This is a genomic window from Bacillus sp. MYb56 (assembly GCF_002976445.1).
Lineage (GTDB): Bacteria > Bacillota > Bacilli > Bacillales > Bacillaceae_G > Bacillus_A > Bacillus_A mycoides.
This window is the reverse complement of the sequence record NZ_PCOH01000001.1, coordinates 373,338-398,375: the sequence shown is the minus strand read 5'-3', so window position 1 is coordinate 398,375 and position 25,038 is coordinate 373,338. Positions and strand designations below refer to the sequence as shown.

Here is a 25,038-nt window from a genome sequence, read left to right as displayed (position 1 = left end):
TTGCCTTTCTAGAAGGAAAAGTTAAAATGGGGATTTTTTTATTTATAGGCAAACACACATACAAATCGATAATTGTCCTACATAAATTATAAAGGAAAGGTAGTTTGACTTTGATGGAAGGAGTGGAACCATTGGGATGGGGATATCCCCATAGTTATTGGGAATAAAGTTATGGAGGATTTGGTGCTATAGGCTGTGGGACGAATTATGGATTTGTATTATGAGTATTTCTATTAATTTTAGTGATACGTTGGATAAGGTAATACCGATAAAAGAGCGTCGTGCCGAACTGATTAATGTGGTTAATCGGTTCTTTTTTTATTGTTCTAAACAGGTGGTACTATTTGTTAAGAAATAGTTATGATAAATGAGGCGAAGTGAAATGTCGAATTTTGTTTGAAAATATGCAATATAAAGTAGGATAATAGGAAGGAGAATAACGGGAGTTCCGTCGAAGTTTACACAATGTCAGCAATTGAGGGAAGTTGATATTATATTAAAAAAATATTCAATTTGCTGTTATCTTAAATCAGGAAGGGGTATTTAAGCGTACAGGTAAGGTTGGTCTTCGTTTTAAGTTCTGAATTTTCTGTTTTTAAAATAATATTTAGCAGTCATTTGTATATTTTATAATAGTTTTTTGATAAATTCACTGCTTTTGCAGAGGATTCTTTTTTATGAAAGAAACGTCAATTTTCTTCATATACATATACAAATTGAAGAAATGGGGGAGCGCTATGCGCGATTACTTAATTAAACCACTTGTTGGTCAGCCGTATCCGATGATTTCACATGGAAAAGGTGTGTATTTGTATGATCAAAACGGAAATAAATATTTTGATGGTTCGTCTGGAGCGATTACGGCAGGTATTGGACATGGCGTAGCAGAGATAGCAGAAGTTATTAAAAAACAAGCAGAGGAGATCGCTTTCGTTTATAGATCACAGTTTACGAGTGAACCAGCTGAAAAATTAGCGAAGAAGTTAAGTGATTTATGTGTAGGAGATTTGAACTGGAGCTTTTTTGTGAATAGTGGTACGGAAGCAAATGAAACAGCTATGAAAATCGCAATTCAGCATTTTCAGGAGCGTGGCATTCAAGGGAAACATAAAATTTTGTCACGGTGGATGAGCTATCACGGGATTACAATGGGAGCTTTATCTATGTCTGGGCATCCACTGCGCAGACAACGTTTCGTTTCTATTTTGGAAGATTATCCGACTATTCCAGCTCCATACTGTTTTAGATGTCCTGTACAAAAGGTATATCCAACATGTCAACTTTCTTGTGCGACTGAACTAGAAAGAGCGATTGATCGAATTGGTGCAGAACATATTGCAGCTTTTATTGCTGAACCGATTATCGGAGCTGCTGGAGGAGCGGTTGTCCCGCCGAAAGAATACTATAAAGTAATTAAAGATATTTGTAGTCATTACGATATATTATTTATTGCGGATGAAGTAATGACTGGACTTGGTCGTACTGGTGCATGGTTTGCTATGGAGCACTGGGGTGTAGAACCGGATATTATGACCCTTGGTAAGGGGCTAGGAGCGGGTTATACACCAATGGCAGCGACAATAGTAAGTGACCGTGTTATGGAGCCGATTTTACATGGATCACGTTCTGTAATGAGCGGGCATACGCTTAGTGCAAATCCATTGTCTGCAGCAACGGCTTTAGCTGTTATTGAATATATGGAGAAACATAATTTACCTGAAAAAACAGCAGAAAAGGGAGAGTATTTATTAAAAGGTTTGCAGAAAGTTCAGCAACAATCGACAATCATTGCCGATGTGCGTGGAAAAGGATTGCTAATTGGAATAGAATTGCAACCGTTTACAAAAGCGTCGGAGCTTATTTCAGTTGCTGCTAAAAATGGACTGCTCTTATACCAAGCTGTTTCAGGGCAAGCAGGAAAAGAGGATAGTGCACTGCTTGTTGCACCACCAATGACAACTACATATTCCGAGTTAGATGAATTACTTTCAATTTTTGTAAAGAGCGTGGAAGAGATGATGCAAAAAGGAGGGCATAGTATCGCATGACAACTATTACAAATACATTCGGTAAATTAAAAGAAATAGAGGAAGTAATTTCTTTGTTCCATGATGATATGACATTAATGTTTGGGGGATTTGGAGGAATCGGATCCCCTCCATCTTTAATTCAAGCTGTTTTAGATAAAGGAATTACAAATTTAAATTTAATAGGAAATGATACTGGATTTCCTGATGTAGGAATCGGTCGTCTTGTTACGAATGAAAGGGTTAAATCTTTAGTTACTTCTCATATTGGGTCAAATCCAAATGCGGGAAGACAATTAAATGAAGGAAGATTGCAAATTGAATTCTCTCCGCAAGGAACACTCGCAGAGCGTATTCGCGCCGGTGGTGTAGGGCTTGGTGGTATTTTAGTTGACGTTGGTGTTGATACGATTGTAGAAGAAGGAAAGCGTACAGTTGAAATGAATGGAAAGACATATTTAGTTGAAACAGCTTTAACGGCTGAAGTCGCAATTGTATATGCGAAAAAAGCGGATCCGTTTGGCAATCTTGTATTTGATAAAAGCGCTCGTAATATGAATCCACACGTAGCTATGGCTGGTGACATAACGATTGTAGAAGCAGAAGAAATTGTTCCGCTTGGAAGTTTAGATCCAGAAGAAATTGTCGTCCCAGGTGTATTTGTAAATTATATCGTGCCATCGGAAGGAGTGAATTGGAAATGGGTATGGGCGTAGAAGTAAGAGATAAGATTGCAAGACGTGCAGCGAAAGAAATTCAGAATGGTATGCTTGTAAATTTAGGTATTGGAATTCCATCGCTTGTACCGAATCATTTGCCAGAAGATATGAATGTTATGTTTCATGCGGAAAACGGTATTGTTGGTATGGGACCAACGCCAAGTAAAGGGAATGAAGATGAGAATTTATGTAACGCAGCTGGTTTACCAACATCTCTTATTACAGGAGCAAGTTATTTTGATAGCTGCATGGCGTTTGGCATGATTCGAAAAGGATTACTTGATGTTACGATACTTGGTTCGTTACAAGTAAGTGAAAATGGTGATTTAGCGAACTGGATTGTACCAGGAAAACGCGTTCCAGGTATTGGAGGAGCGATGGATTTAGCGCAAAAAGCGAAGCGGGTCGTTGTTGTGATGAATCATGTTGATAAATACGGAAATGCAAAGATTGTTTCGGAATGTACATTGCCATTAACTTCGAAAAAATGTGTAGATTTAATTATTACAGACATGGCTGTCATGGAAGTGACCCAAAGAGGACTTGTCTTACAAGAATTAATGAGTCCATATACTGTAGAAGATGTAAAACGACATACGACAGCTGATTTTCATATAAGCTCAAATTTACTAGTAATTGAATGAGGGGAGTTGTAATATATGGAGCAATTAAAAAAACAAGTTTGTGATTATATTGAGGGTCATGAAGAAGAGAGTGTAAAATTTTTAACACGATTAATTCAAGAAAAGAGCGTATCTGGTGATGAAAGTGGTGCGCAGGCAATTGTTATTGAAAAGTTGCGTGAGTTAGGTCTAGATCTTGATATTTGGGAGCCTGCTTTTAATGAAATGAAAGATCACCCTTATTTCGTATCACCTCGTACAAGTTTTACAGATAGCCCGAATATTGTAGCGACTTTAAAAGGAAGTGGCGAAGGGAAATCTATGATTTTAAACGGGCATATTGATGTCGTGCCAGAAGGGGATGTAAATCAGTGGGCCCATCATCCATATAGTGGAGAGAAAATAGGAAACCGCATATATGGACGTGGAACAACAGATATGAAAGGCGGCAATGTCTCACTTATGCTTGCGATGGAAGCGATTATTGAATCTGGTATTGAACTAAAAGGTGATATACATTTTCAAAGTGTAATAGAAGAAGAGAGCGGTGGGGCAGGAACATTAGCCACTATTTTACGAGGATATAAGGCAGATGGCGTTATTATTCCTGAGCCGACGAATATGAAGTTTTTTCCGAAACAACAAGGATCAATGTGGTTTCGTCTACATATAAAAGGAAAAGCAGCACACGGTGGTACACGTTATGAAGGAGTAAGTGCAATTGAAAAAAGTATGTTTGTTGTAGAGCATTTGAGAAAATTAGAAGAGAAGAGAAATGGTCGAATTACAGATCCGTTATTTAAGGGGATTCCGATTCCAATTCCAATTAACGTTGGGAAAATTGAAGGGGGAAGCTGGCCAAGTTCTGTTCCCGATTCATTAATTTTAGAAGGAAGATGTGGTATTGCGCCGAATGAGACTATAGAGGCAGCAAAAGAAGAGTTTGAGGGCTGGATTGGTGAATTAAAAGATGTGGATAGTTGGTTTGTAAAAAATCCTGTAGAAGTAGAATGGTTTGGGGCTAGATGGGTTCCTGGTGAACTAGAAGAAAATCATCCACTTATTACAACGCTTCAACATAACTTTGTTGAAATCGAAGGGAACGAGCCGATTATAGAAGCTTCGCCATGGGGAACAGATGGAGGTTTGTTCACACAAATAGCTAACGTACCCACGATAGTATTTGGTCCAGGAGAGACGAAAGTAGCACACTATCCAAACGAATATATAGAAGTTGATAAAATGATTGCTGCCGCAAAAATAATTGCATGTACATTACTAGATTGGTGTGAGGTGAAAAAATGAAATACTATGAATCTTTTAGTGAACAGACAAAGCATTATACAGTAGAAGGGGTTTTAGATTATTTTAATAAACGTATTAGAGTTGATCACTATACAGGAAATGTTGAAAGCATCATACAAACAATCGATGAATTAGCAAAGAAACATTCTTTCACTAAATGTATTATTAAAGGAAAGGGAGAGCATGTTTCAACATGGCTCTCTTTCGGTTTCTTACTGGAAGCAACGATACCTCATTATTTTCAAGGGCACGATGCGCACTTCTTCGTGAAATATCATAATGATGAAAGACGAAATAGTATTCATTGGACTGAGGAAGATACTATTTTAAGTGGTGTAAAAGAAAAAGAAGTGAAAGAAAAAATAGTCCCAGAGGAATTTGTGTTAAGAAAAGCGACAGAAGAGGATGCGGAAGAATTAGCAATTGTCTTTGGAAAAGTATTTGAAGTTTATCCGACACCTTTAAATGATGGGAATTATGTAAAGCAGACGATGAAGGAAGACGATACAATTTACTATGTTTATGAATTCGAGGGGGAAATTATTAGTACAGCATCTGCTGAAATGAACGTGAAAGAAGGTAATGCAGAATTAACGAATTGTGCTACATTACCTGAATATCGAAAACATGGTTTCATGAAAAGTCTGTTAATTAAATTGGAGGAAGAGCTCCAAGAAAAATCTATTTTTTGTTCTTATACAATTGCTCGCTCGCTATCTTTCGGTATGAATGCAGCCTTTCATCAATTAGGCTATACATATACGGGAAGGCTTGCGAATAATTGCTACATTTTTGATAAGTTGGAAGATATGAATATATGGGTGAAAGATTTATCCAGCTATTCGAAAGCAGTAAGACTCCCGCCTCAAAATTCGACTGTAAAGCAAAGAAGTTAGGTGGGAGTCGGGTTAATAATAAAGCCCCACTGATTAAAGTTTCACTTAACCATAAATAAGCAATAAAAATATATATACATTTCATCAAAATAATAGAACGGAATCGTCATGCTTATAATCGCGCAGAGGGTGCCGGAAATTCGGCGTTGAATTTGCTGGATTTTCGGCAAAAGGGGGGATGACATTGCTAGCAGTTTCGACACAGGAAGTCATTGAAGCGATTTTGGGCAGTATAGATGAGGCCATACATGCAGTAGATGAAAATGGGATTACAATATTTTATAATACAGTTGCTGCAAAACATGATGGATCTAAAATTGAAAATGTGCTAGGAAAGCATTTATTAGAAGCATTCCCGTCATTATCCAGAGAAACAAGTACGTTGATGAAAGTATTAGATACAAAAAAACCAATCGTACACCAAGTTCAACATTACCAAAATTTAAATGGGGAAGACGTTTGTACGGTCAATACAACGTTACCTATTTTAATAGATGGAAATATTGCTGGTGCTGTAGAAATTGCGAAAGATTATTCTACTATTCAAAAGCTTACTGATACGATTGTAGATCTACAATCGAAAATAAAACGATCGACTAGCAAAAAAACGGTGAAAAAGCATGTTGCATTCGAGACAATTGTAACTGATGATTCCCGCTTTAAACAGACGAAAGAGTTAGCACAAAAAGTAGCGCCAACCGATGCGAATGTTTTAATATATGGTGAAACTGGAACGGGGAAAGAGCTATTTGTGCAAGCGATTCATGAAGCTTCTAAACGAAAAAATAAGCCGTTTATTGCACAAAACTGTGCAGCTTTGCCAGAGTCGCTATTAGAAAGTTTGCTGTTTGGCACGACAAAAGGTAGTTATACAGGGGCAATTGAACGAGCAGGATTATTTGAACTTGTAGATGGAGGGACATTATTTTTAGATGAACTGAATTCAATGCCGCTTGATTTACAAGCAAAAATGCTACGTGTATTAGAAGATGGAGTTATTCGTCGCATTGGTGATAATAAGACGAGAAAAGTAGATGTTCGCGTTATTACTGCAATGAATCAGCCTCCAGAAGTATGTTTAAGAGAAAATAAAATTCGCACTGATTTATACTATCGATTAAATGTGTTTTCATTATATATCCCGCCGCTTCGCGAAAGAACTGAGGATGTACTGTTATTAGCGTCTTACTTTTTGAAAGAATATAATAAAAGTTATAGAAAAGGTGTACTTCAAATTGATAAGGAAGCGAAAGAAAGATTACAAGCTTATCAATGGCCTGGAAATGTTCGTGAGTTAAAGCATACGATTGAACATGCTGTCATTATTACAGAAGGGAATTCGTTAACAGCAAATTGCTTGCCACGAACATTTCGGAAAGAGAAACTTCCGAAGAAGAAAAGTATATTACCGCTTAGGGAAGCTCTTCATCAAATGGAAAAGGAATTAATAGATCAAGCGTTAATTGAAACGGAAGGGAATATTTTGCAAGCAGCAAAAATGTTAGGTATTCCGCGTCAAACGCTTCAATATAAACTGAGCAAGTACGACAAAACCGCCGAATAATCGGCGGTTTTTGTGTGTTTGCACCAATAAAAGAGCGTTTACATATATAACAAGTAATGAATATGATAGTAAATATCATTTTAGTACAGCACTTAAAAATATTTATTCTCTTATATAATAGGGTATTTCTCGCATTTACTTATCAAGAATATGAAGTTGGCATAATTATTGCTTATATAAAGGATGAGCGTATAAAAAGGGGGAATAGCAATGTTACATGATGTATACAAACCAAATCGTCACTGGAAGGATATTGAATTATGGAAAGATGTTACAGAAGAACAATGGAATGATTGGGTTTGGCAATTAACGAATACGATCAAAACTTTAGATGATTTAAAGAAAGTAATTAACTTAACACCTGACGAAGAAGAAGGCGTTAAAATTTCAACGAAAACGATCCCGTTAAACATTACACCGTACTATGCTTGGCTAATGAATCCTGATGACCCACGCTGTCCGATTCGGATGCAATCAGTACCGATTTCGGAAGAGTTATATAAAACAAAATATGATTTAGAAGATCCTCTTCATGAAGATGAAGATTCACCAGTTCCAGGATTAACTCATCGTTATCCAGACCGTGTACTATTTTTAGTAACGAATCAATGTTCTATGTATTGTCGTTACTGTACACGTCGTCGTTTTAGTGGACAAATTGGAATGGGCGTACCGAAAAAGCAATTAGATGATGCGATTGCTTATATTAGTGAAACACCACAAGTACGTGACGTTTTAATTTCTGGCGGTGATGGACTTCTAATTAATGATAAAATTTTAGAATATGTATTAAAGAATTTACGAGCAATCCCGCATGTTGAGATTATTCGTATCGGAACGAGAGCACCAGTTGTATTCCCACAGCGTATTACAGAAAACCTGTGTAACATAATTAAAAAATACCATCCAGTATGGTTAAATACTCATTTTAACACTTCTATTGAGATTACAGAAGAATCGAAACTAGCATGTGAAATGCTTGCAAATGCAGGTGTTCCAATTGGAAACCAAGCTGTAATTTTAGCTGGAATTAATGACAGCGTTCCAATTATGAAAAAACTTATGCATGATTTAGTGAAAATTCGTGTTCGTCCATATTACATTTATCAATGTGATTTATCAGAAGGTATCGGTCATTTCCGTGCACCAGTTTCGAAAGGTCTTGAAATTATTGAAGGCTTACGTGGACATACGTCTGGTTATGCAGTACCAACTTTCGTTGTCGATGCACCGGGTGGAGGCGGAAAAATTGCGCTTCAGCCAAACTATTTAATTTCACAAAGTGCGGATAAAGTTGTTCTTCGTAACTTTGAAGGGGTTATTACAACGTATCCAGAACCAGAAAACTATATCCCAGGAAGAGCAGAAGGCTACTTTAAAGAAATTTATCCGACTTATGAAGAGAAACGCTCTGATATCGGCGTTGCAGGATTGATGAGTGATAAGAAATTTAATCTTGTTCCAGATGATTTACAACGTATGAATCGCCGCAAAGATTATGAAGTCAATGAAACGCATGCTTCTTTAAAAGATAAACGTGATAAGCGTGATCAATTAAAAGATAAAAAATATCAAGCACAAATAGCAAAGTTAGATGATGACAAAAAAAATGAGGGTGACGTAGTATGAATTGTATGTGGTGTGACAGTACAGAAGCGAAAGAAAGCTTGAATACTGTATATTGGGAATTACCAGATGGTACGAAAGCCATTGAAATCCAAGAGACACCATGTATTACTTGTTCCTCATGTGGAATGGACTATCAAGCAGACCATACTGTAAAAGAAATTGAAGATCAGTTGTTTTTAATTTATACGAAAGATTTGCCAAAACAACTAACATACGAAGAGTTGATGGGAAGACCACGTTTATTAAAAAGGAATTATTTCGACTTTTAACCAGCTTTTATGCTGGTTTTTTTCTTTTTTGCCTTGTATAATGTACCCAAGTTAGAAAGGTAGGGAATATTTTTGAAAAAGACATTTTACCATTATATGATGAAGCACCGTGCAGCTTTATTTAAAAATGAAATATCAGATTTAGCAGAGGCGATGTATGATGATTTAAGTTTTCCGAAGCAATCTGAAGACTATGATGTAATTAGTTCATACTTAGAGTTAAGTGGAATGCTAGAAAGTATGTCTATATTTGATGATGCATGGGATTTATATATACAAGAGAGATAACGATATGAAGTTTTAGGGAAATGAAAGCATAATGAATACATTACTTTGAAAGAAGTGAAGTATTCATTATGCTTTTTTATTTACAATACGTCTTGCTGTTAGAACATAAATGAAAAGTGAAAGCTAGTTTAAATACTAGCTTTTTTAAGTTATATACAAATTCTACTTTTTTATTGAAAAAATTTATGAATATAAGCTTCTGTGATAAGCGTTTTTATGTAGGTTGCATATACTGTTATCAAAATCACGACGTTTAAAAAAGGAGAGATATTGATGGCAAGGAAAAAACAACCTAAATATAACGTAGGAGACATAGTCGTGATTACGCTATATGGAACCGTTGGGAAAGTTACAAATATGAAAGTTTTAGATGGAGTTTACGTATACGAAGTAAATAATCACGATGGATTTTATGTAGAACAAACTTTGCAGCATGTTACAGAGCAAGAAATGAAAAAGGGCGACACAGAGTGGATTGAATTAAATTATAACTTTACGTTTGGTGATCTCGTGCAAGTAACTGGATATGATAAAGATGTTTTTCGTATTGTTGGTTTTCGTACAGAAGTATGGAGATATAAAAATGATGCATGGGAAGATACTATATATGAATTGTCACGAATTACTGATGGTGAATGGTTAGAAGCTGATGAATCGGATTTAACATTACTTGCCAATGCACAAACGGCAAATGCAATTTTGAAGAAAATGAAACAAGATAAAGCGGGTATGAATAAATTAGATTTAGGAAAATTGAAGTCAATTAACAATTCGAAAAAAGTAAGTGTAAAGACGAATCGCCAAGAAATTATTGATGGGTTATTAGATATTTATAATGATTATCATTTATTATTCGATACATTTAAAGATGAAGAATATAAAATTGTTATGGATGTTGTTCAAAATTATTTAGTTAAATTGACAGAGAAAAAATAGTTAACTAGAAAGAGAGAATAAATTGAACAACAACATATGCAGTATAAGGTATGCCTACAATTATTAAAAAAATAAAAAGCCATTTAATAAGAGAGTCTGCCCATTGATCTTCATGCATGAACTCTTCTTTTGTTTGCTCTACTTCGTATTGGTATTCCATTATTATTTCCCCCTTTGGATAGCTTGTACTAACATCGTATGCCCTTTACCTACATGATATGACTTATAAAAAAAGAAAAACTATTTTTCTAATCTCATATACATAATTTTGAGATTTTTTCATAAAACAGAAATAAAGGAGTGATGCTCATGAAGGAAATTGAAGTCGTAATTGACACGGAAGAGATTGCGGAGTTTTTTTATGAGCGACTAATTGAAAGAGGGTACGTTCCAAAAAGAGAAGAAATTGAGGACCTGGCAGATATTACATTTGAGTATTTATTAGAGAAATGCATGATTGATGAAGTTTTTGATGAAGAGGAAGATTGAAAGTAACGGCGGGCTTAACTCGTCGTTTTTTACTCTTTACAAACTTGTCACAAATATAGACAAGAATTGTTGGTATAATTAAAAGAAAATTTTATACAAGAGGTGAAGGGATGTTCAAAAAAATTATTGATTCTTTATTAGGGAAGAAAAAACATCGTTCGTATTCAAGTAGTGATTATCGTCATAGAGGGCGCTCTTATTCAAGTAGCGACTATAAACGACGTTCATCTGGTTATGGGCATCAGCATTATAAAAGAAAACGTAAAAGCCGTAGCTTCTTTTCAAGTAGCTGATGAAATGGCGTCGTATACTAGCTTTATTTGATAGACCACTGCGAAAAAATACAATCGTTGCAGAGCGTTATAAGATTGAATCAGTAATTGGAATGGGCAGTTATGGGGTTACATATGTCGTTAATGATTTACAAATAAATAAATATAAAGTCTTAAAACAATTAAGGCAAAGTAAACAAAGATATGAGTCTGGTAGAAAATCATTTGAGCAAGAGAAAGTGATTTTACAAACATTAAATCATGCGTCAATTCCTAAGCTACATGACCATTTCATATGGGAGAAAAAGAACTTTTTTGTGATGGAGTATATGCCGGGGGAAAATTTCGAAGATCATATTTTCTTAGATGGGCAAGTATATGATGAACGTGAAGTTTTTGAAATTTTATATGAAGTACTAGGAATTGTTTCGTATTTTCATAGTAAAGGTATCATTCACCGAGATTTACGTATTCCAAACATATTAATGAAAGAAAATCAGATTAGTATTATTGATTTTGGATTGGCTAAATTGAAAGGTGAGGGTGATGAGCGAGCTATAACTTATGAAGGTGAACAAGCTTTGATGCGAGAAGTTCACTTTCGTAGCGACTTTTATGCGCTCGGTCATTTCGTATTATTTTTATTGTATGCTAGTTATCAATCGACTGAAAAAAAGGAAAAACCTTGGTATGAAGAGTTAGTGCTGGAAGAATATAATCGCGACATGCTGATGCGAATGTTACAAATGAAAGCGCCATACTATGAAAATGTACAAAATTTGAAAAAAGATGTAGCTTACGCTTTAGAAAGGATGGAGACCCCATGTTTCAAAAGTTTTTAGCAAGCGTTGGAATTGGAAGTGCAAAAGTAGATACTGTTCTTGAAAGAGATGAGTATACAGTTGGAGAAGAGATAGTAGGGAAGGTTCATATAACTGGAGGTTCAGTTAGCCAAGAAATTGAAAGCATTTACTTAACGTTGTCGACGTCATATGTAAGAGAAGTGGATGATAAAAAAGTAACTGCATCGTATGATTTAGAGCGAGTTCGTTTAACAGATCCATTTTCTGTAGAGCCAAATGAAAAAGTGGAAATTCCATTTTCGTTTTTAATGCCAATTGAAGCACCACTAACACTTGGAATGAAAACGGTTTGGGTTCATACAGGTCTTGATATTAAACGTAGTATTGATCCAAGTGACCGTGATTATATTCAAGTATTGCCGAATGCGCTATTGAACAGTGTATTAAATAGTGTAAATCAATTAGGTTTTAAAGCGCGTCATGTAGAATGCGAAGAATTACCGTATCGATTACGTAAGCAAGTTCCATTCGCGCAAGAATTTGAGTTTATTCCAGTTTCCGGAGAGTATTATGGGAAATTAGATGAATTAGAATTATTAATTTTGCCAAGTGCCCACGACCGATTAGAAATTATTATGGAAGTAGATAGAAAATCACGTGGATTGGCTGGTTTATTCGCAGAAGCACTTGATCTTGATGAGAAGGTTATTCGCTTTACAGTAACAAACGAAGATATTCCAACGATGCAGCAAAAAATTAACAATAATATTTTTTAATAAACTATGCATAAAAAAGAAATGGAGAGGAAAACTAAAACAACCGCTCCATTTTTTTGCATAGTGAGGTTATGTATGTGAAACGATACCGACATTTATACTTGTTAAGTTGTACACTACTCATTTGTTTTGTCGCACTATCACTTTCGTATCATACCGCTTGTATTGAAAAATTTGATAATGTAGTCGCACACTTTATTCAAAGTTTCCGAAACGAGTATTTGACAACCTATTTTACTTGGGTGTCCTTTATCGGTTCAAAAAGAATATATTTCCCGTTACTCATTATACTTGTAATGTATTTTCTTCTTAGAAAAAAAATATTAAGTGCATTACTTCTAACAATTAATTATTACGGATCACGTTATTTGAACAGTATGCTCAAACTATGGTATGAACGAGCACGACCTGATGTGACGCAGCTTGTTACAGCAACTGGATATAGCTTTCCGAGCGGTCATACGATGAATGCTACTGCTTTTTTAGGATTTATTGCATACGTCACAATTACAGAAGATCGTATTTCATTGCATAAAAAGTTGCTGATTATTTTTATAGCAAGCTTCGTTGTATTATCTATTTCAGTTAGCCGAATTTATCTTGGCGTGCACTATCCATCTGACATATTAGCCGGATGGGCAGCGGGCGGTAGCTGGCTCGTTTTATGTATTATATTTCATAAGGCGTTCATTAAAAAAGAACCTATGTCATAATAGGTTCTTTTTGCATGGGCTCCACATGAATATGAGCATGGTAAATTCCGAATTTTTTTCGAAGCATATCTTCAATATTGTCAGTAATACAATGGCTTTCGCTAACATCCATTCGAGCATCTACTTCAATTGTAATATCCACATACGTTTGGTTCCCATACATACGAGCACGAATATCTACAATATGTTCTACACCTGAAATATGCCCTATAGCATCAGCGTATTCATCCATTTTTTCAGGATCAATTCCATCCGTTAGCATATGAGAAGCTTCTACGAAAATTTCCCACGCGGTCTTACAAATAATAAGACCGACAAGTAAAGCTGCAATAGGGTCCAAAATAGGCATTTGGAACTGTGCTCCGACTATACCTACTACTGTACCAATACTTACAAGAGCATCTGATAAATTATCTTTTGCAGCAGCCTCTAATGATTTACTTTTTGTTCGCATTGCAATCTTTTTCGTATACTTGTATACACCGTACATAACGACAGCAGAAAATAAAGCCACCCATGCAGCAAGTACATTAGGTGCTGCATGTTTCGGATTGAAAAACGACTGAATTGCACTAATAACAACTTCTAATCCGACCGTTGCCATAATAAAGGAAGCAACAAGTGATGCGATTTGTTCTGCACGCGAATGCCCATATGGATGATCTGGGTCACGAGGCTTACGAGAAATTTTCAGGCCAATTAATATTGCTAAAGAAGCACCAATATCCGTTAAGTTATTCAAACCGTCAGCACGTAATGCGCTAGAGAGGGTAATATAACTGATGATGATTTTCATAGAGGATAAAAATATGTAGGCTATAATGCTGACAATAGCACCTTTATCAGCTTCTTTATGAGAAAGAGAATCCATTTTAATCACTCGCCTTTCTACAAGGAATTTCTTTCTATACATAGAGTATCAAACGAAACTCGTGTGGGTCTATACAAACATTGTTGACGTTTTATAGCTTTTTAAGAAGGGGATAACAAAGTTTCGTTAAGGAAAAATATGTTGAAAAGTACAAAGTGGAAATTTATCCCGCATTAACGGGCAGTAAGACCCCCACCTCAAAATTCAGTTGGAGCAAAGAAGTTAGGTGGGAGTCGGGCTGCCCGTAAACGCTCGATTGGTTCAACTAATAATCAGTGGGGGATGAACAAAAACCCCACTGATTAAAGTTTCACTTTATTAAACAATTAATGATGATTATGGCAAATGGAAAGAGGGCGAGAATAATGATTCTCAAAATTTTTTTCATATATATTTTTCGCAAAATGACTCTTTGTAATTCCTCATGTGAGTAATATATAAGAAATGATAACAAAACTCTTCAATAAGAAGAGGAGAAAGCATTATAATATTCACTTTCCAGAAAGAGACAAAGGCAAAGAACAATTTGAAAACGAAAAAACCTCTGAAAATATTTTCAGAGGTTTTTCGTTTCTTAGTATGCTTCTAAAAACTCAGTAACTTGCTCTTCAGTTTTTGCGTTAGCACTATGTAAGTGGCCAAGCTTCTCGCCATTTTGATAAACAAGCAGGCTTGGAATACCCATTACTTGATACTCTTCCGCGATACTTGGGAATTCATCTTTATTAATAGAATACCATTCAAACTTATTGAATTCTTCCCTTACATCTCCGATAAAGTTGTCCATACGCACGCAATCCGGGCACCATGTTGTAAAGAACTTAACAACTACTGGCTCCTCGCTTGCGATGATGTCTTTGAATTCTTGTTCAGATTTGATTTCTTTCATGTTTTTGACTCCTCTCAATGTCACACGGATAAGCTAGTATTTTTTATGCAAAATCCGTAACTGCAAAATCTTCGACTGCTTTTTCTTGTAGGTCTGGTATACATATGAGTAGGTGTCTAATGTGATCCCTACTCTTTTATGTCCTAATCGTTTACTTACGATTTTCGGATTTACGCCTTATATCCTGCAAACGAATATTAGGAACCTCACTTTTCTTTATAAGCTTTTTCAGGAGCTGTGTCAAACTTCTGAAATTGCACGGGTTACCATTATAGGTTGGGCAAACTAAATCATAATTATTATTTCCATCGCCATACCGTTCTTTTTCTTCATTGATTTTTTGAAGATGTCCTTGAAGAGCCAGCAGAGTAATTTCAGGTAAAACAATTAATCTCTTTCCTGAAGATGTTTTAGGCTCATGAAACTCTTTGGTAATATGCGAGAGGGAATGATTAACAGATAAGGTACGTCTGTCAAAATCAATATCCTTCCATACAAGAACGTTGGGGAGCTTGGTTACAAAGGTTTGCAGAATGGGAAAAGGGGAGCAGCGTGAGCAATGTTGTTCGAGGCTACCCAAAAGGAAAGTACGCAGTATAAGTAAAAAAGGACAAGCAGTCGTACCTGCTGTCCTTTATAGGAGAAAAATTATTCTGGATTAAAACTACGAATAACCAGAAAACGCGCTTTTAACCAGTGTTGTCAAAGATGTAATAATCTATGCAATAAAAAAGCTTAGTCGGAATTCAAAATACCAAAATGGCTTGCATTGGTAAACAGGCCCAAGAGTAGTATATGTATAATGAAAAATCTCATACAAAAAGCAGACAACAATTTTGGTTGTCTGCCAGCGAGTCGAATGAGCTAGTCAATTGTGATAAATTGCTTTCCCATTACAAGAAGAGTGAAGCTGCTAGTTCAAACAGCTTGTAGGTAGTCTTTTAGATATTTAAAAAAATATACAGAGAAAGCAGATAAGTGACGAATCTACCTGCTTCTGTTGTAACAAAAGAAAGAAGTATTAGCCGTGAATATGACGGCTTGAAAATAGTATGTATTGATTTGGAAAAATTATTCAAGGGGGAAGAGAAGAATGGCATCGATAGTGAATAGTGTATGTGAAATAATTCGGTTAATGAGTGAAACGAAAGTAGAACGCATCCAAATCACATACGAAATTGGCGATATCATAGAGCAGAAATGCAGACGTTGTTATTACAATCGTTCAGATAATGCTTGTTTTAGTATTAGTGTTTGTAAAAACTGCCCGACTGGTCAAGAATTACGTCAGTTGGGTAGATATTTTGATACACAACCGAAAGAGCACGGTGGAAAACGAAAAGACAAACCCATCGGACTTACTCTGGAGCGTGTGCGCGAATTGAATCAACAAGGCATTCCAGATAAAGATATTAGCATTATGTATGATCGTAGTCCTTCTTATGTCGGGAAAATGAAAAAGGAATGGAAGCAAGCTGGTATATGGAGAGGACCAACAATAATGCGGGAAATCAACCGGTGTCGCCAGTAGGTCCAGTAATACCAGTAGGTCCGGTGTTCCCTGTCAATCCCGTATTCCCAGTTGGCCCGATTGATCCGGTCGGTCCAGTAGCACCTGTTGAACCAGTGGGACCTGTAGGGAATTGAAAGGGTTGCATAGGTGAAAGTGTCGGCCCAATCGAACACGGATTTAATACAGTAGAAGATAAAAACTCGTCCAATATAATTCACCTCTAAAAGTTCGTATTACTAATAGTAAATGCAATGATAGAGCAAAGTGTAATGGACAAGCGGTTGTATTTAGGAAATTTAATAAAAACGCTATTTTAATAGCAAGAAGGGAGGGGTGGCTTTGATTAAAATACTTGAATTATTCGGAGGAATCGGAGCGCCAAGAAAGGCACTTGTTAATTTAGGGATAGATCATAAAGCAATTGATTATGTAGAATGGCAAACGTGAAATATGACTTTGTATGGATTCCACGTTATGGCGGTAATAAGCCAGCATATCCTTGTGATATTTGGCAGTACACGGAAACAGGAAATGTACCCGGTATCGGTAAATGTGATTTGAATTATCTTGTGGGTAGCAAGTCATTAGCTTGGTTTACGAACCAATCACAAACTACTGAAAAGGTAAAAGAACAACCGCAACAAGATAATGAGAAAGTTGAAGGAATCGCAACTTCAAAATACGCAGATGGTTATGGCGTGAATTTATATGAGAATCCTGCTGATTCGCAATACACAGGAAATATCACGAAAAAAATCCCGTATCTTATTTTTAAAGGATATTGGGGTGGCGGTGATAAGGATATGATTTGTTTAGGTAGCGAGAAGCAGTGGGCGAAATTAGAGCATTTTGATGTGCAATCCATCTTCTGGAGTCTCCTTAGTTTTCTCTATGGCGTTTTGTTCCGCCTGTTTTCTATAGTACTCATTTATTTCATCATATTTCATCGGTAAACCTTTTTCAAAAAGTGTACGGTGCACTTTTTATAATTTTATCGAATCATACTTTGCGGTCTATGACAACAACTCTGTCACTACCCCCATACACTGGAATCTAAAACATTTGTAAAAAATAGCATAGTTGTTACAAAACCTATATCGTTACCAATAAAAAACCTTGAAAGGCAAGCCAATCAAGGTCTCTAAATTTTTTTAAATGTCTAATAAAGTATTCACACCTACATTATTTTCTAATAATTCGGTTAGCGATGGTGCAATTTTCACTGCCTCCTCAATATCCAAATCTGCGAATCTGTTATAGTATATTCCAAAACCATCTTTACCCTGTAGATAGATTAATGCACCGCCTCCTTCATCATCACCAATTGCGAGTGAATTCGGGAGATATTTCTGCACTTCATAAGCTTCATTCATTTCAATGCACCCCGAAGCTCCCCAAATTCGAATATAAATTTGGTCGTTAACATTAATTTCAATGTCTGAAGCTAGCTGAATTATTTCTATATATTCTGTAGGTACATCTATTGTTGAAAAATCCTGAAGCGCTTTAATTTCTTCTTCTTTCGAAGGAGATTTTTTGGCATCAATTCTATACACACTACTGATATTATCTAATCTGTTCATTAATAATCAATCCTTTCATATTTAACTCCTAGTTTATCTAGCATCTTGTATTGTTGTTCAAGAACTTGGCTAGTAGTATCACGTGAAAAACCAGCTTTAGTTAAATCACCCACCATGAATTGCATTTCTTCTTGTAAAGTAGTACTCCATTTCCCTACCCCTGAAGCCACCCGTTCATTTCGTCTCGCAGTTTGAGCATTAGTAATGATTGTATGTGGTAGTCCTTTTCCAGTCTCGACAGTTATTGTTGGAGCAAGTTTCGAATCATACCCATACTGACTGAAATTATTTTTTGCCCATTCTTGTTGTAATCCATGATGAGATTGTAATCGCCCACCATTTGGCCCATCTCCTTTTGGCTTAGGTAAGGAATCTTTATGTGTTTTATTAAAATGAACATAATTAATTTCACCCGTACCCTTAGCTCCGCTGTTTGTCCCAGCAGTGACTTTTTTAGCTGTATTTGCAGCCTCAGTAGCCTTAGCAGTCATTTTAACTCCTTTTCCTACTTTAGCTATCTTTCCAAAGGGTGTAAGGCCGGCTACAGCCATGACACCTGCCCCAGCACGATCCCACCCCGAAAGTTTTTCGCCAGTAGATGGATCAATACCATCCCAAACACGACGAACATCATATTCACCACTTATTTCACCCGCTATATCCCTAGCGAGTTTTTTACCATCAAATCCTTGTTCCTCCGAAGAAGGTTTACCACACATTGCACCTTCTTCCATTGTAACATCTTGATTATCTGTATTGCGGAATTTTTCGGCAATTCGTCTCAAATCTTCTTCTACTTGTATAATTGAATTGATAGATGTAAAAGCTTTTGGTTTCGCATCATTGAACATGTGAATGAACTGTTGATTAGAGGCACCAATCCATTGAAAACACAAACGATCTATTTCATTACATAAATTATTATGTATAGATTCTAATGCGATTCTGGTATTACTTGCACGATTAGCAACTTCTTCTAGCATTTCAGGTGTTACTTTGATTTGAACCATTTTCTTCCTCCCATTCCCAATTAAAATTATGGGGTAAGAAGAAAAAAATGTAAATATCTAATTTAGAGATAAACGTAACCTATGTATATGTGAAATAACAAAAGAAACCGGCTCATAAGAGTCGGTTTTTTGTTTTATCTTTTTGACGCTCTATATCCAGCAGCTTGTGCTTCAGCTGCTGAACAAAACGTTTCTTCAGCATTTGTTTTATCATAGAACTGTTGACCAGGCATATGATAATTTCGGAGGAGGTGAGTTAGGATGCGGAAATGGTGAAAGAAACTATTTTCGAAAAAACGCCCACCCTGCATTGTTCGTGAGGAACAATGCAGGGTGGGCTAAACTGATAGGATCTGTGAAAATTGTGCCCAAATTATGCATGGAAAAGGTATTGAAAGAGATGAATAGTACTCTTTACATCTTATTCCATATATAACAAAGCTGGTTAGCTTCTGATTCAAGCGCTATTAAATGATCATTATTAATAGAGTTATTCGTATACATTCTGTTCTTTTGGATGTTAAGAACCGTATAATTCACATCGTTATGTTCATTTGAAAATGTCGATTCGTTTAATAATGTCAGCGTTGAGTTGATGTTGTATTTATCAATTCGCTCTTTTTTTCCTTTGAAAAACAGTTTGATAAGATGCGGCTCATCATTAATGAGCAAACCGAGTTCAGGTGATGAGCGGACGATTAAATCATCTGATATCCAATGTGATTTACCTGGATCGAACCAAGAGACGTCTTTGTTTTTAATAAATTTTTTGTACTGTTTTATGACATCAATGTAGTTTTGCTTTTTCTTCTGATCAACCGTTTGCACTAATGTTTCGAAACATTCAAAAGGTAGTTCGTTTTGATGAAATTTAATAACAGTGTCTCGTAATTGTTTCCAGTAATCAAAAGCTGGTTGGTATTCCGGTTGAGATTTTAGATTTTTCACAAAGTTTGTTTTAGCTGCACTACTTTTCAGTGTGAAGTCTAAAAATTGTGTAAGTCCTACTTTAATTTCTGCCATATTACACCCCCTTTTCAAACATTACTAATTCGATAATGGAAAGGAAAATCCTGCATTTTTTAAGGAGGTGAGCTAGATGCTAGAAAACACGATATCCATGCACAATGGCTACGGCAAAGCTGATCCGCAAGAACAAGAGGGAATTATTACAACTTTTATCGATATCGAAAAGTTACAAGATGTCATAAGTCGAGCGGTAGTGATTTTGCAGGAGTATCCAGAAGATGCTGAACTTGATGATTTAAATGGGAGCATTAATGAAGCGTTGGAATTGTTACAAAAGTATTTGGGGAAATAAAAAAGGACGAGCAGTCGTACCTGCTGTCCTTTATAGGAGGAAAATTATTCTGGACTAGAACTACGAATAACCAGAAAACGCGCTTTTAACCAGTGTTGTCAAAGATGTAATAATCTATGCAACATAAAAGCTTAGTCGGAATTCAAAACACCAAAATGGCTTGCGTTGGTAAACAGGCTCAAAAGTAGTATATGCAAAATGAAAAATTCCATACAAAAAGCAGACAACAATTTTGGTTGTCTGCCTGTGAGTTGAATGAGTTAGCTAATTGTGATAAATTGCTTTCCCATTACAAGAAGAGTGAAGCTGCTAGTTCAAACAGCTTGTAGGTAGTATTTTCGATATCTAAAAAAATATACAGAGAAAGCAGATAGGTGAAGAACCTGCCTGCTTACTACTGTAACAAAAGAAAGAAGTACTAGCCGTGGATACGACGGCTTGAAAATAGTATGTATTTTTATTTAAAAAATATTCAAGAGGTGAAGAAACATGGAGTGTTTGATAAATGGTGTCTATGAAATAGATAATGATTTTTTTGGTCCAATAAACTTTGCTAATGTTGTAGCTGTTTCATCCATAATTCAATTGAGTGCAGGGGATTTAGTCGAGATTTTTGCACAAAGTAGCGTAGCTGGAGTTATTAGTAATGTAGAAGATAGTACGCATTTTGAAGCTGCAAGATTCCCGTCTCCAAAAGTATAAGTGGTATGAAACCTTGTAAGTAATTTAATATCAGGACATTCCAAAATTTATACTCATCCTGTACAAGAACGGATAATTTATTTGTAGTGCATGAAGTATTTTAACGGTGTACAAGCTGTTTTGAAAGTGCTGGATAAATGAACTATGTACTGTTAAATAGTGTCTGATGATTGTAAACGAAACAGTTGAAGAAGAGTAGCGGTGTATGCAAAAAGAAATGCATGATGTTTAGGTAAAGAAAGCTTACTAGTTAGGGGATCTTACCGATTTAGTTTATGAAAAAAGGCCCTGTTGTCTCCAACAGGGCCTTTCCTAAAATGGCAAAGAGTAACTCTTACCTTACTCCTTGTCCATAGAATACACAAAAATTATACGTTTGTACAGGTCAATAATTTACAATAATAATATTTGAATATAATGCTTACAGGTAATTCTAAAGGATGAAAAAGTATTTGTTATAGAGTAAGTGTTGATTTTAAAGTGTTTTAAAGAGGATGTTTACAACTCAACGATAATAAAGGAATATTGAAATGATAAAATATGAAATATTGCATATCTCACTTAACAATATAATCTATTCAATAATAATAAAATCGTACAGAGGAGTTTTTTCTGAAAATCCGAGTTGATGAAACTAGATAATTTGTATTACTGATTTAACCAGAATATTACATGAGTGCTTTGTTTTTAAAAGTTATACTTTCTCTTCGCTCTGCCTTATGGTGGAGCATTTTTATTTTTGTAATCGCAATAACCTGTCCAAACTTTTCAAGTCTAGCATACATATTATGCAGTAGTAGATTAGAAAGGAGCACTATATATGTCTTGTTATTACTACTGTAAGAATTGTGAGAGTTACCAAAAGAAAAATCATGATTGCTGTAAAAAAAGAAGTGATTATTATAATAAGTGCGGTAAAAGATGTGATGACTGTTCTTGCGATCATAAGGAGAATAACCTTGTAAGAGCATCTGCTTTTAGAGCTGTAAATACAGTTAATCAAAACCTTCCAGCTAATACTTTTGTTAAAGTATTATTTCAAAATGAACAATTTGATTTAGCGAACGAATATAACCCAGCAACATCAGATTTTACTCCGAAGACTAGAGGAGTTTATTCCGTAATTGGGACGATTGGTTTCTTTCCGAACGATACAAATTTAAATTATAGAGCGCGTGTAGAAGTTCGAGTGAATGGAAATGCGGCAATTGCTATAGATAACGACTTTTTTGGTCCGATAAATTTCGGTAATGTCGTAAGTGTTTCAACAATACTTCAATTACATGCAGGTGATATTGTCGAGATTTTTGCACAAAGTAGTATAGATGGGGTTATTAGTAGTACAGAAGACGGTTCTCATTTTCAGGCTGCAAGATTCCCATCTCCAATTGTATAAATATTAAAAAGGAAAAAATTTATTAACTCTGCTTTTCGGTGGAGTTTTTTAATTTCATAATAGCAATAGCTCGTCCAAACTTTTTAAATTTATTTTGCATAGTATACAACAATAGATTTAGAAAGGGGATATAAATATGTCTTATTATTATTGTAAGCATTGCAATGGCTATAAAAAGACAAAGCATACTTGTTGTAAGAAGAGTACAGATTATTACGATAAGTGTTGTGATAATGAGAAAGATAAACTTGTAAGGGCATCTGCTTTTAGAGCGGTTAGTACAGTAAATCAAAATGTCACTGCAAATACTTTTGTTAAAGTATTATTCCAAAATGAACAGTTTGATTTAGCGAATGAATATAATCCAGTAACATCAGATTTTATTCCGAAGACTAGAGGGGTTTATTCTATTATTGGTACAATCAGCTTTGCACCTAATGATAGTAATACGAATTATAGAGCGCGTGTAGAAATTCGGGTAAATGATAATCCAGCTATAGCGATAGATAATGACTTTTTTGGTCCACCCAATTTTGCAAATGTCGTAGCTGTTTCAACAATACTTCAATTACATGCAGGAGATGTAGTTGAAATTTTTGCTGAGAGTGATGTAGATGGACTGATTATACAAAATGATCCAGGATTTATTAGTACGCATTTTGAAGCTGCAAGATTCCCATCTCCAATAAAATAAAAGACATGTTTGTGATTTATGGACTATTTTTTTAAAAAAGGCCCTACCTTATGGTAGGGCCTTTTAGTTAAAGGTGTTAAATTGGTAATATATTAAAATAAGTTCATAAACACTTGATAAGCAACACCTAGAGTTAATATGATAGCTAACAGTTTTGCTACCCATCTCGGTGCATTTAAATTTAGTAAAAGGGAATGACATATACTAAATGTAATGCCGAGTGTTAAAAGAATTGCGATAAGATATAAAATTAATAGGAATAAAGGTTGCTCTATGGAGCCGAAGTCAATTTTGGATGGATTCATGTAATATGTACCTCGTTTTTTATTAATATATTAATGAAATAATGAAGAATATAAGGAATTGGAAGAGTAATGTAATAAATACTATAAAAGTAAATTTGAAGTTATGGATGGAGTAGATAAAATAATCTTTGAAAGACTATTCAAAGCCAACATTTGTTTAAGTTTAATATACAAGAACGAATGTTCTTGGTATACTGGAAAATAAAAAAGGTGCGTTTACATGACAAATTTTAGTAATATAATTGAAAAACTAGATGAAATGATTTACAAACCTAATAATCTATTAATTACTAAACGAAAAGAAGAAAAGCAAAATTCAGAATATGCAGGAGGGGTATTCCAGCTAAATAATAGAAGCATCCGATTTAGGGTATCAAAAATTACGCCTAATAAGATTGGACAATTTGTTTCTTTTTGGGAGAAGAATGCCTCTATGAGCAATCAGGCATTTTCTTATGATTCAGCTCCTAACCTTTTAGTTATCACTTGTATAGCGGATAATAAACTAGGACAATTTATTTTTCCAAAAGAGATTCTTCTAAAAGAAAAAATATTAAAAACTCAAAATCAAAAAGGGAAAATGGCTATGAGGGTTTATCCTATTTGGGATAAACCTATTAGTAATCAAGCTAAGAAGAGTCAATTGTGGCAACTTCATTATTTTGTCGATTTAAGTGATACTGAAAATGTAGCTACAGATAAATTATTAAACTTATATTCATAGCACATAATAAAAAAATTGAAATATTCAATGTTCGTTCAGATGATATTTGGAAATATTAACAGGGTAAGCCGTTAAGTAAAGAATAAAAAAGGAGCATACAAATAAAGTATGCTCAAAAAAAGATAGGTTTTATGAGTGGAGAATCTCCATACGATAATATATGCGCATTTCATTAATATGTGTAAAATATCAATAAAATATCAACAGAATATCAATTAATGAGTTATTTTAGTTTTTTAATGAAGTCATGTTTTGTGAAATGAAAAAGAGCCGTTTCTTTTGAAAGATGCGGCTCTTTTTATTATTTTGTTATCGTACTGTTCGAAATGATAAATCATAAAATTATACGATTAACAATTTGATAATGATCGGACTTCAGTTATATATTTCTTGAAGTCTGGATATTGAGATACAGTTTGGCAGGTAGGGGTGAGTAGTTGATTAATTAAAGATACATTTGTAATTACTTCGTTACAAGGACCATAGAATGTAACTTTTAGCTTTGAATTCGGGGGAACTTTGAATACGATAGGGATTTTTTTCATTAAATAAACTCCTTACATAACAGAGGTTATATGTTTATTTCCTTTTAATTAGGAAGACATATTAATATAATATGTAATTTTTATTGTAGTTGATTATTACATATACTGTATGAGTTGATGTAATTTCTATTACGTATCAAAATAGTGTTGTGAAAAAATATATATCATGTTTATAA

Annotated in this window: 29 protein-coding genes and 6 pseudogenes; 24 read left to right on the top strand and 11 right to left on the bottom strand. The window is 35.1% G+C overall.

Features of this window, described 5'->3' with window-relative positions; all coding sequences use genetic code 11:
* Positions 1-737 precede the first annotated feature (737 nt).
* The 10 genes from CQ058_RS01965 (at position 738) to CQ058_RS01920 (ending at position 10,256) form a co-directional block, all read left to right on the top strand.
* Positions 738-2,048 (top strand): aspartate aminotransferase family protein, encoded by a 1,311-nt coding sequence (locus tag CQ058_RS01965; RefSeq protein ID WP_002136137.1) that lies wholly within the window; start codon positions 738-740, stop codon positions 2,046-2,048.
* Entirely contained in the window at positions 2,045-2,743 is a 699-nt protein-coding gene (gene atoD, locus CQ058_RS01960; protein WP_002085805.1) for an acetate CoA-transferase subunit alpha, read from the top strand. The genes CQ058_RS01965 and atoD overlap by 4 nt, the downstream gene beginning before the upstream one ends.
* Complete coding sequence (locus tag CQ058_RS01955) at positions 2,728-3,390, top strand: CoA transferase subunit B (RefSeq protein ID WP_002127246.1); 663 nt, start codon at positions 2,728-2,730, stop codon at positions 3,388-3,390. Before atoD ends, CQ058_RS01955 begins: the two co-directional genes overlap by 16 nt.
* A gap of 15 nt (positions 3,391-3,405) precedes the next feature.
* On the top strand, positions 3,406-4,674 hold the full coding sequence (locus CQ058_RS01950; RefSeq protein WP_002141659.1) for a peptidase: 1,269 nt from the start codon (positions 3,406-3,408) through the stop codon (positions 4,672-4,674).
* On the top strand, positions 4,671-5,570 hold the full coding sequence (gene ablB / locus CQ058_RS01945) for a putative beta-lysine N-acetyltransferase (protein ID WP_002189517.1): 900 nt from the start codon (positions 4,671-4,673) through the stop codon (positions 5,568-5,570). The genes CQ058_RS01950 and ablB overlap by 4 nt, the downstream gene beginning before the upstream one ends.
* A gap of 178 nt (positions 5,571-5,748) precedes the next feature.
* Positions 5,749-7,134, top strand: coding sequence for an arginine utilization transcriptional regulator RocR (gene rocR, locus CQ058_RS01940; RefSeq protein WP_087955290.1), 1,386 nt, complete (start codon positions 5,749-5,751; stop codon positions 7,132-7,134).
* Between the two features lie 210 nt (positions 7,135-7,344).
* Positions 7,345-8,763, top strand: a complete 1,419-nt coding sequence (gene kamA, locus CQ058_RS01935; RefSeq protein WP_002012651.1) for a lysine 2,3-aminomutase — start codon at positions 7,345-7,347, stop codon at positions 8,761-8,763.
* Complete coding sequence (locus CQ058_RS01930) at positions 8,760-9,032, top strand: YokU family protein (RefSeq protein ID WP_002085797.1); 273 nt, start codon at positions 8,760-8,762, stop codon at positions 9,030-9,032. Before kamA ends, CQ058_RS01930 begins: the two co-directional genes overlap by 4 nt.
* Positions 9,033-9,104: 72 nt before the next feature.
* Positions 9,105-9,320 (top strand): YozE family protein, encoded by a 216-nt coding sequence (locus CQ058_RS01925; protein ID WP_002085796.1) that lies wholly within the window; start codon positions 9,105-9,107, stop codon positions 9,318-9,320.
* A gap of 273 nt (positions 9,321-9,593) precedes the next feature.
* Positions 9,594-10,256, top strand: a complete 663-nt coding sequence (locus CQ058_RS01920) for a hypothetical protein (RefSeq protein ID WP_002012647.1) — start codon at positions 9,594-9,596, stop codon at positions 10,254-10,256.
* A 4-nt stretch (positions 10,257-10,260) separates the two neighbouring features.
* Here the strand turns inward: CQ058_RS01920 and CQ058_RS01915 are convergent, their stop codons facing one another.
* The gene (locus CQ058_RS01915; protein ID WP_002018281.1) at positions 10,261-10,416 is read right to left on the bottom strand and encodes a DUF3930 family protein; all 156 of its coding nucleotides are present in this window, start codon (positions 10,414-10,416) and stop codon (positions 10,261-10,263) included.
* 149 nt (positions 10,417-10,565) lie between these two features.
* Here CQ058_RS01915 and CQ058_RS01910 point away from each other — a divergent pair, with 149 nt between their 5' ends.
* The 5 genes from CQ058_RS01910 (at position 10,566) to CQ058_RS01890 (ending at position 13,309) form a co-directional block, all read left to right on the top strand.
* Positions 10,566-10,745 (top strand): YozD family protein, encoded by a 180-nt coding sequence (locus CQ058_RS01910; RefSeq protein WP_002012644.1) that lies wholly within the window; start codon positions 10,566-10,568, stop codon positions 10,743-10,745.
* A 110-nt stretch (positions 10,746-10,855) separates the two neighbouring features.
* Entirely contained in the window at positions 10,856-11,038 is a 183-nt protein-coding gene (locus CQ058_RS01905; RefSeq protein ID WP_000473368.1) for a hypothetical protein, read from the top strand.
* Complete coding sequence (locus tag CQ058_RS01900; RefSeq protein WP_105589417.1) at positions 11,038-11,859, top strand: serine/threonine protein kinase; 822 nt, start codon at positions 11,038-11,040, stop codon at positions 11,857-11,859. The genes CQ058_RS01905 and CQ058_RS01900 overlap by 1 nt, the downstream gene beginning before the upstream one ends.
* Entirely contained in the window at positions 11,841-12,596 is a 756-nt protein-coding gene (locus CQ058_RS01895; RefSeq protein WP_002189520.1) for a sporulation protein, read from the top strand. Before CQ058_RS01900 ends, CQ058_RS01895 begins: the two co-directional genes overlap by 19 nt.
* Before the next feature lie 77 nt (positions 12,597-12,673).
* A complete protein-coding gene (locus CQ058_RS01890) occupies positions 12,674-13,309 on the top strand; it encodes a phosphatase PAP2 family protein (protein WP_002127255.1) in 636 nt (211 codons plus the stop codon).
* Here the strand turns inward: CQ058_RS01890 and CQ058_RS01885 are convergent.
* From CQ058_RS01885 to CQ058_RS32680, 3 genes and pseudogenes are all read right to left on the bottom strand, one after another.
* Entirely contained in the window at positions 13,299-14,180 is an 882-nt protein-coding gene (locus CQ058_RS01885) for a cation diffusion facilitator family transporter (protein ID WP_002189522.1), read from the bottom strand. The genes CQ058_RS01890 and CQ058_RS01885 overlap by 11 nt on opposite strands.
* A 574-nt stretch (positions 14,181-14,754) precedes the next feature.
* Positions 14,755-15,069 (bottom strand): thioredoxin family protein, encoded by a 315-nt coding sequence (locus tag CQ058_RS01880; RefSeq protein ID WP_105589415.1) that lies wholly within the window; start codon positions 15,067-15,069, stop codon positions 14,755-14,757.
* 43 nt (positions 15,070-15,112) lie between these two features.
* A pseudogene (locus CQ058_RS32680) lies at positions 15,113-15,436 on the bottom strand (site-specific integrase).
* A gap of 611 nt (positions 15,437-16,047) precedes the next feature.
* Here CQ058_RS32680 and CQ058_RS32215 point away from each other — a divergent pair.
* Complete coding sequence (locus tag CQ058_RS32215) at positions 16,048-16,182, top strand: hypothetical protein (RefSeq protein WP_256491187.1); 135 nt, start codon at positions 16,048-16,050, stop codon at positions 16,180-16,182.
* The gene (locus CQ058_RS01870; protein ID WP_105589414.1) at positions 16,163-16,600 is read left to right on the top strand and encodes a hypothetical protein; all 438 of its coding nucleotides are present in this window, start codon (positions 16,163-16,165) and stop codon (positions 16,598-16,600) included. The genes CQ058_RS32215 and CQ058_RS01870 overlap by 20 nt, the downstream gene beginning before the upstream one ends.
* Here the strand turns inward: CQ058_RS01870 and CQ058_RS32675 are convergent.
* A pseudogene (locus CQ058_RS32675) lies at positions 16,584-16,790 on the bottom strand (exosporium leader peptide-containing protein); the annotation flags it as partial. The gene CQ058_RS01870 and the pseudogene CQ058_RS32675 sit on opposite strands and share 17 nt — an antisense overlap.
* A 131-nt stretch (positions 16,791-16,921) precedes the next feature.
* Between CQ058_RS32675 and CQ058_RS01860 the strand changes: the two are divergent.
* Positions 16,922-17,017: pseudogene (locus tag CQ058_RS01860) on the top strand (DNA (cytosine-5-)-methyltransferase); the annotation flags it as partial.
* Positions 17,018-17,022: 5 nt separating this feature from the next.
* Positions 17,023-17,442, top strand: a pseudogene (locus CQ058_RS01855) (N-acetylmuramoyl-L-alanine amidase); the annotation flags it as partial.
* A 291-nt stretch (positions 17,443-17,733) separates the two neighbouring features.
* Here the strand turns inward: CQ058_RS01855 and CQ058_RS01850 are convergent.
* The 4 genes and pseudogenes from CQ058_RS01850 to CQ058_RS01840 form a co-directional block, all read right to left on the bottom strand.
* The gene (locus tag CQ058_RS01850) at positions 17,734-18,165 is read right to left on the bottom strand and encodes an SMI1/KNR4 family protein (RefSeq protein WP_033709048.1); all 432 of its coding nucleotides are present in this window, start codon (positions 18,163-18,165) and stop codon (positions 17,734-17,736) included.
* Positions 18,165-19,175 (bottom strand): WXG100 family type VII secretion target, encoded by a 1,011-nt coding sequence (locus CQ058_RS01845; protein ID WP_105589410.1) that lies wholly within the window; start codon positions 19,173-19,175, stop codon positions 18,165-18,167. Before CQ058_RS01845 ends, CQ058_RS01850 begins: the two co-directional genes overlap by 1 nt.
* A gap of 134 nt (positions 19,176-19,309) precedes the next feature.
* Positions 19,310-19,414, bottom strand: a pseudogene (locus tag CQ058_RS32840) (sunset domain-containing protein); the annotation flags it as partial.
* Between the two features lie 175 nt (positions 19,415-19,589).
* Positions 19,590-20,198, bottom strand: coding sequence for a hypothetical protein (locus CQ058_RS01840; protein WP_002012636.1), 609 nt, complete (start codon positions 20,196-20,198; stop codon positions 19,590-19,592).
* A gap of 76 nt (positions 20,199-20,274) precedes the next feature.
* On the opposite strand from CQ058_RS01840, the gene CQ058_RS01835 reads away from it, so the two are divergent.
* The 4 genes and pseudogenes from CQ058_RS01835 (at position 20,275) to CQ058_RS01820 (ending at position 23,288) form a co-directional block, all read left to right on the top strand.
* Positions 20,275-20,496, top strand: coding sequence for a hypothetical protein (locus CQ058_RS01835; RefSeq protein WP_002189525.1), 222 nt, complete (start codon positions 20,275-20,277; stop codon positions 20,494-20,496).
* Positions 20,497-21,012: 516 nt separating this feature from the next.
* A pseudogene (locus CQ058_RS01830) lies at positions 21,013-21,198 on the top strand (hypothetical protein); the annotation flags it as partial.
* A gap of 820 nt (positions 21,199-22,018) precedes the next feature.
* Positions 22,019-22,594: a C1q-like domain-containing protein gene (locus CQ058_RS01825; protein WP_002031829.1), complete on the top strand. Its 576-nt coding sequence runs from the start codon at positions 22,019-22,021 to the stop codon at positions 22,592-22,594.
* A 136-nt stretch (positions 22,595-22,730) separates the two neighbouring features.
* On the top strand, positions 22,731-23,288 hold the full coding sequence (locus CQ058_RS01820; RefSeq protein ID WP_002031830.1) for a C1q-like domain-containing protein: 558 nt from the start codon (positions 22,731-22,733) through the stop codon (positions 23,286-23,288).
* A 92-nt stretch (positions 23,289-23,380) separates the two neighbouring features.
* On the opposite strand, the gene CQ058_RS01815 is transcribed toward CQ058_RS01820, so the two are convergent.
* The gene (locus CQ058_RS01815) at positions 23,381-23,593 is read right to left on the bottom strand and encodes a hypothetical protein (protein WP_002031831.1); all 213 of its coding nucleotides are present in this window, start codon (positions 23,591-23,593) and stop codon (positions 23,381-23,383) included.
* Between the two features lie 220 nt (positions 23,594-23,813).
* Here CQ058_RS01815 and CQ058_RS01810 point away from each other — a divergent pair, with 220 nt between their 5' ends.
* Complete coding sequence (locus CQ058_RS01810) at positions 23,814-24,317, top strand: MepB family protein (protein ID WP_002012628.1); 504 nt, start codon at positions 23,814-23,816, stop codon at positions 24,315-24,317.
* A 350-nt stretch (positions 24,318-24,667) separates the two neighbouring features.
* On the opposite strand, the gene CQ058_RS01805 is transcribed toward CQ058_RS01810, so the two are convergent.
* A complete protein-coding gene (locus CQ058_RS01805) occupies positions 24,668-24,862 on the bottom strand; it encodes a hypothetical protein (RefSeq protein WP_002085768.1) in 195 nt (64 codons plus the stop codon).
* Positions 24,863-25,038 lie beyond the last annotated feature (176 nt).

What these genes read in the sequence shown, in the direction of transcription:
- CQ058_RS01965 (WP_002136137.1), top strand. Translation starts at nt 738, where the DNA reads ATGCGCGATTACTTAATTAAACCACTTGTTGGTCAGCCGTATCCGATG.
- CQ058_RS01815 (WP_002031831.1), bottom strand. Translation starts at nt 23,593, where the DNA reads ATGAATCCATCCAAAATTGACTTCGGCTCCATAGAGCAACCTTTATTC.
- CQ058_RS01810 (WP_002012628.1), top strand. Translation starts at nt 23,814, where the DNA reads ATGACAAATTTTAGTAATATAATTGAAAAACTAGATGAAATGATTTAC.
- kamA (WP_002012651.1), top strand. Translation starts at nt 7,345, where the DNA reads ATGTTACATGATGTATACAAACCAAATCGTCACTGGAAGGATATTGAA.
- CQ058_RS01845 (WP_105589410.1), bottom strand. Translation starts at nt 19,175, where the DNA reads ATGGTTCAAATCAAAGTAACACCTGAAATGCTAGAAGAAGTTGCTAAT.
- CQ058_RS01950 (WP_002141659.1), top strand. Translation starts at nt 3,406, where the DNA reads ATGGAGCAATTAAAAAAACAAGTTTGTGATTATATTGAGGGTCATGAA.
- ablB (WP_002189517.1), top strand. Translation starts at nt 4,671, where the DNA reads ATGAAATACTATGAATCTTTTAGTGAACAGACAAAGCATTATACAGTA.
- CQ058_RS01805 (WP_002085768.1), bottom strand. Translation starts at nt 24,862, where the DNA reads ATGAAAAAAATCCCTATCGTATTCAAAGTTCCCCCGAATTCAAAGCTA.
- CQ058_RS01820 (WP_002031830.1), top strand. Translation starts at nt 22,731, where the DNA reads ATGTCTTATTATTATTGTAAGCATTGCAATGGCTATAAAAAGACAAAG.
- atoD (WP_002085805.1), top strand. Translation starts at nt 2,045, where the DNA reads ATGACAACTATTACAAATACATTCGGTAAATTAAAAGAAATAGAGGAA.
- CQ058_RS01910 (WP_002012644.1), top strand. Translation starts at nt 10,566, where the DNA reads ATGAAGGAAATTGAAGTCGTAATTGACACGGAAGAGATTGCGGAGTTT.
- CQ058_RS01930 (WP_002085797.1), top strand. Translation starts at nt 8,760, where the DNA reads ATGAATTGTATGTGGTGTGACAGTACAGAAGCGAAAGAAAGCTTGAAT.
- CQ058_RS01870 (WP_105589414.1), top strand. Translation starts at nt 16,163, where the DNA reads ATGGCATCGATAGTGAATAGTGTATGTGAAATAATTCGGTTAATGAGT.
- CQ058_RS01885 (WP_002189522.1), bottom strand. Translation starts at nt 14,180, where the DNA reads ATGGATTCTCTTTCTCATAAAGAAGCTGATAAAGGTGCTATTGTCAGC.
- CQ058_RS01955 (WP_002127246.1), top strand. Translation starts at nt 2,728, where the DNA reads ATGGGTATGGGCGTAGAAGTAAGAGATAAGATTGCAAGACGTGCAGCG.
- rocR (WP_087955290.1), top strand. Translation starts at nt 5,749, where the DNA reads ATGACATTGCTAGCAGTTTCGACACAGGAAGTCATTGAAGCGATTTTG.
- CQ058_RS01850 (WP_033709048.1), bottom strand. Translation starts at nt 18,165, where the DNA reads ATGAACAGATTAGATAATATCAGTAGTGTGTATAGAATTGATGCCAAA.
- CQ058_RS01905 (WP_000473368.1), top strand. Translation starts at nt 10,856, where the DNA reads ATGTTCAAAAAAATTATTGATTCTTTATTAGGGAAGAAAAAACATCGT.
- CQ058_RS01840 (WP_002012636.1), bottom strand. Translation starts at nt 20,198, where the DNA reads ATGGCAGAAATTAAAGTAGGACTTACACAATTTTTAGACTTCACACTG.
- CQ058_RS01835 (WP_002189525.1), top strand. Translation starts at nt 20,275, where the DNA reads ATGCTAGAAAACACGATATCCATGCACAATGGCTACGGCAAAGCTGAT.
- CQ058_RS01825 (WP_002031829.1), top strand. Translation starts at nt 22,019, where the DNA reads ATGTCTTGTTATTACTACTGTAAGAATTGTGAGAGTTACCAAAAGAAA.
- CQ058_RS01880 (WP_105589415.1), bottom strand. Translation starts at nt 15,069, where the DNA reads ATGAAAGAAATCAAATCTGAACAAGAATTCAAAGACATCATCGCAAGC.
- CQ058_RS01915 (WP_002018281.1), bottom strand. Translation starts at nt 10,416, where the DNA reads ATGGAATACCAATACGAAGTAGAGCAAACAAAAGAAGAGTTCATGCAT.
- CQ058_RS01900 (WP_105589417.1), top strand. Translation starts at nt 11,038, where the DNA reads ATGAAATGGCGTCGTATACTAGCTTTATTTGATAGACCACTGCGAAAA.
- CQ058_RS01920 (WP_002012647.1), top strand. Translation starts at nt 9,594, where the DNA reads ATGGCAAGGAAAAAACAACCTAAATATAACGTAGGAGACATAGTCGTG.
- CQ058_RS01895 (WP_002189520.1), top strand. Translation starts at nt 11,841, where the DNA reads ATGTTTCAAAAGTTTTTAGCAAGCGTTGGAATTGGAAGTGCAAAAGTA.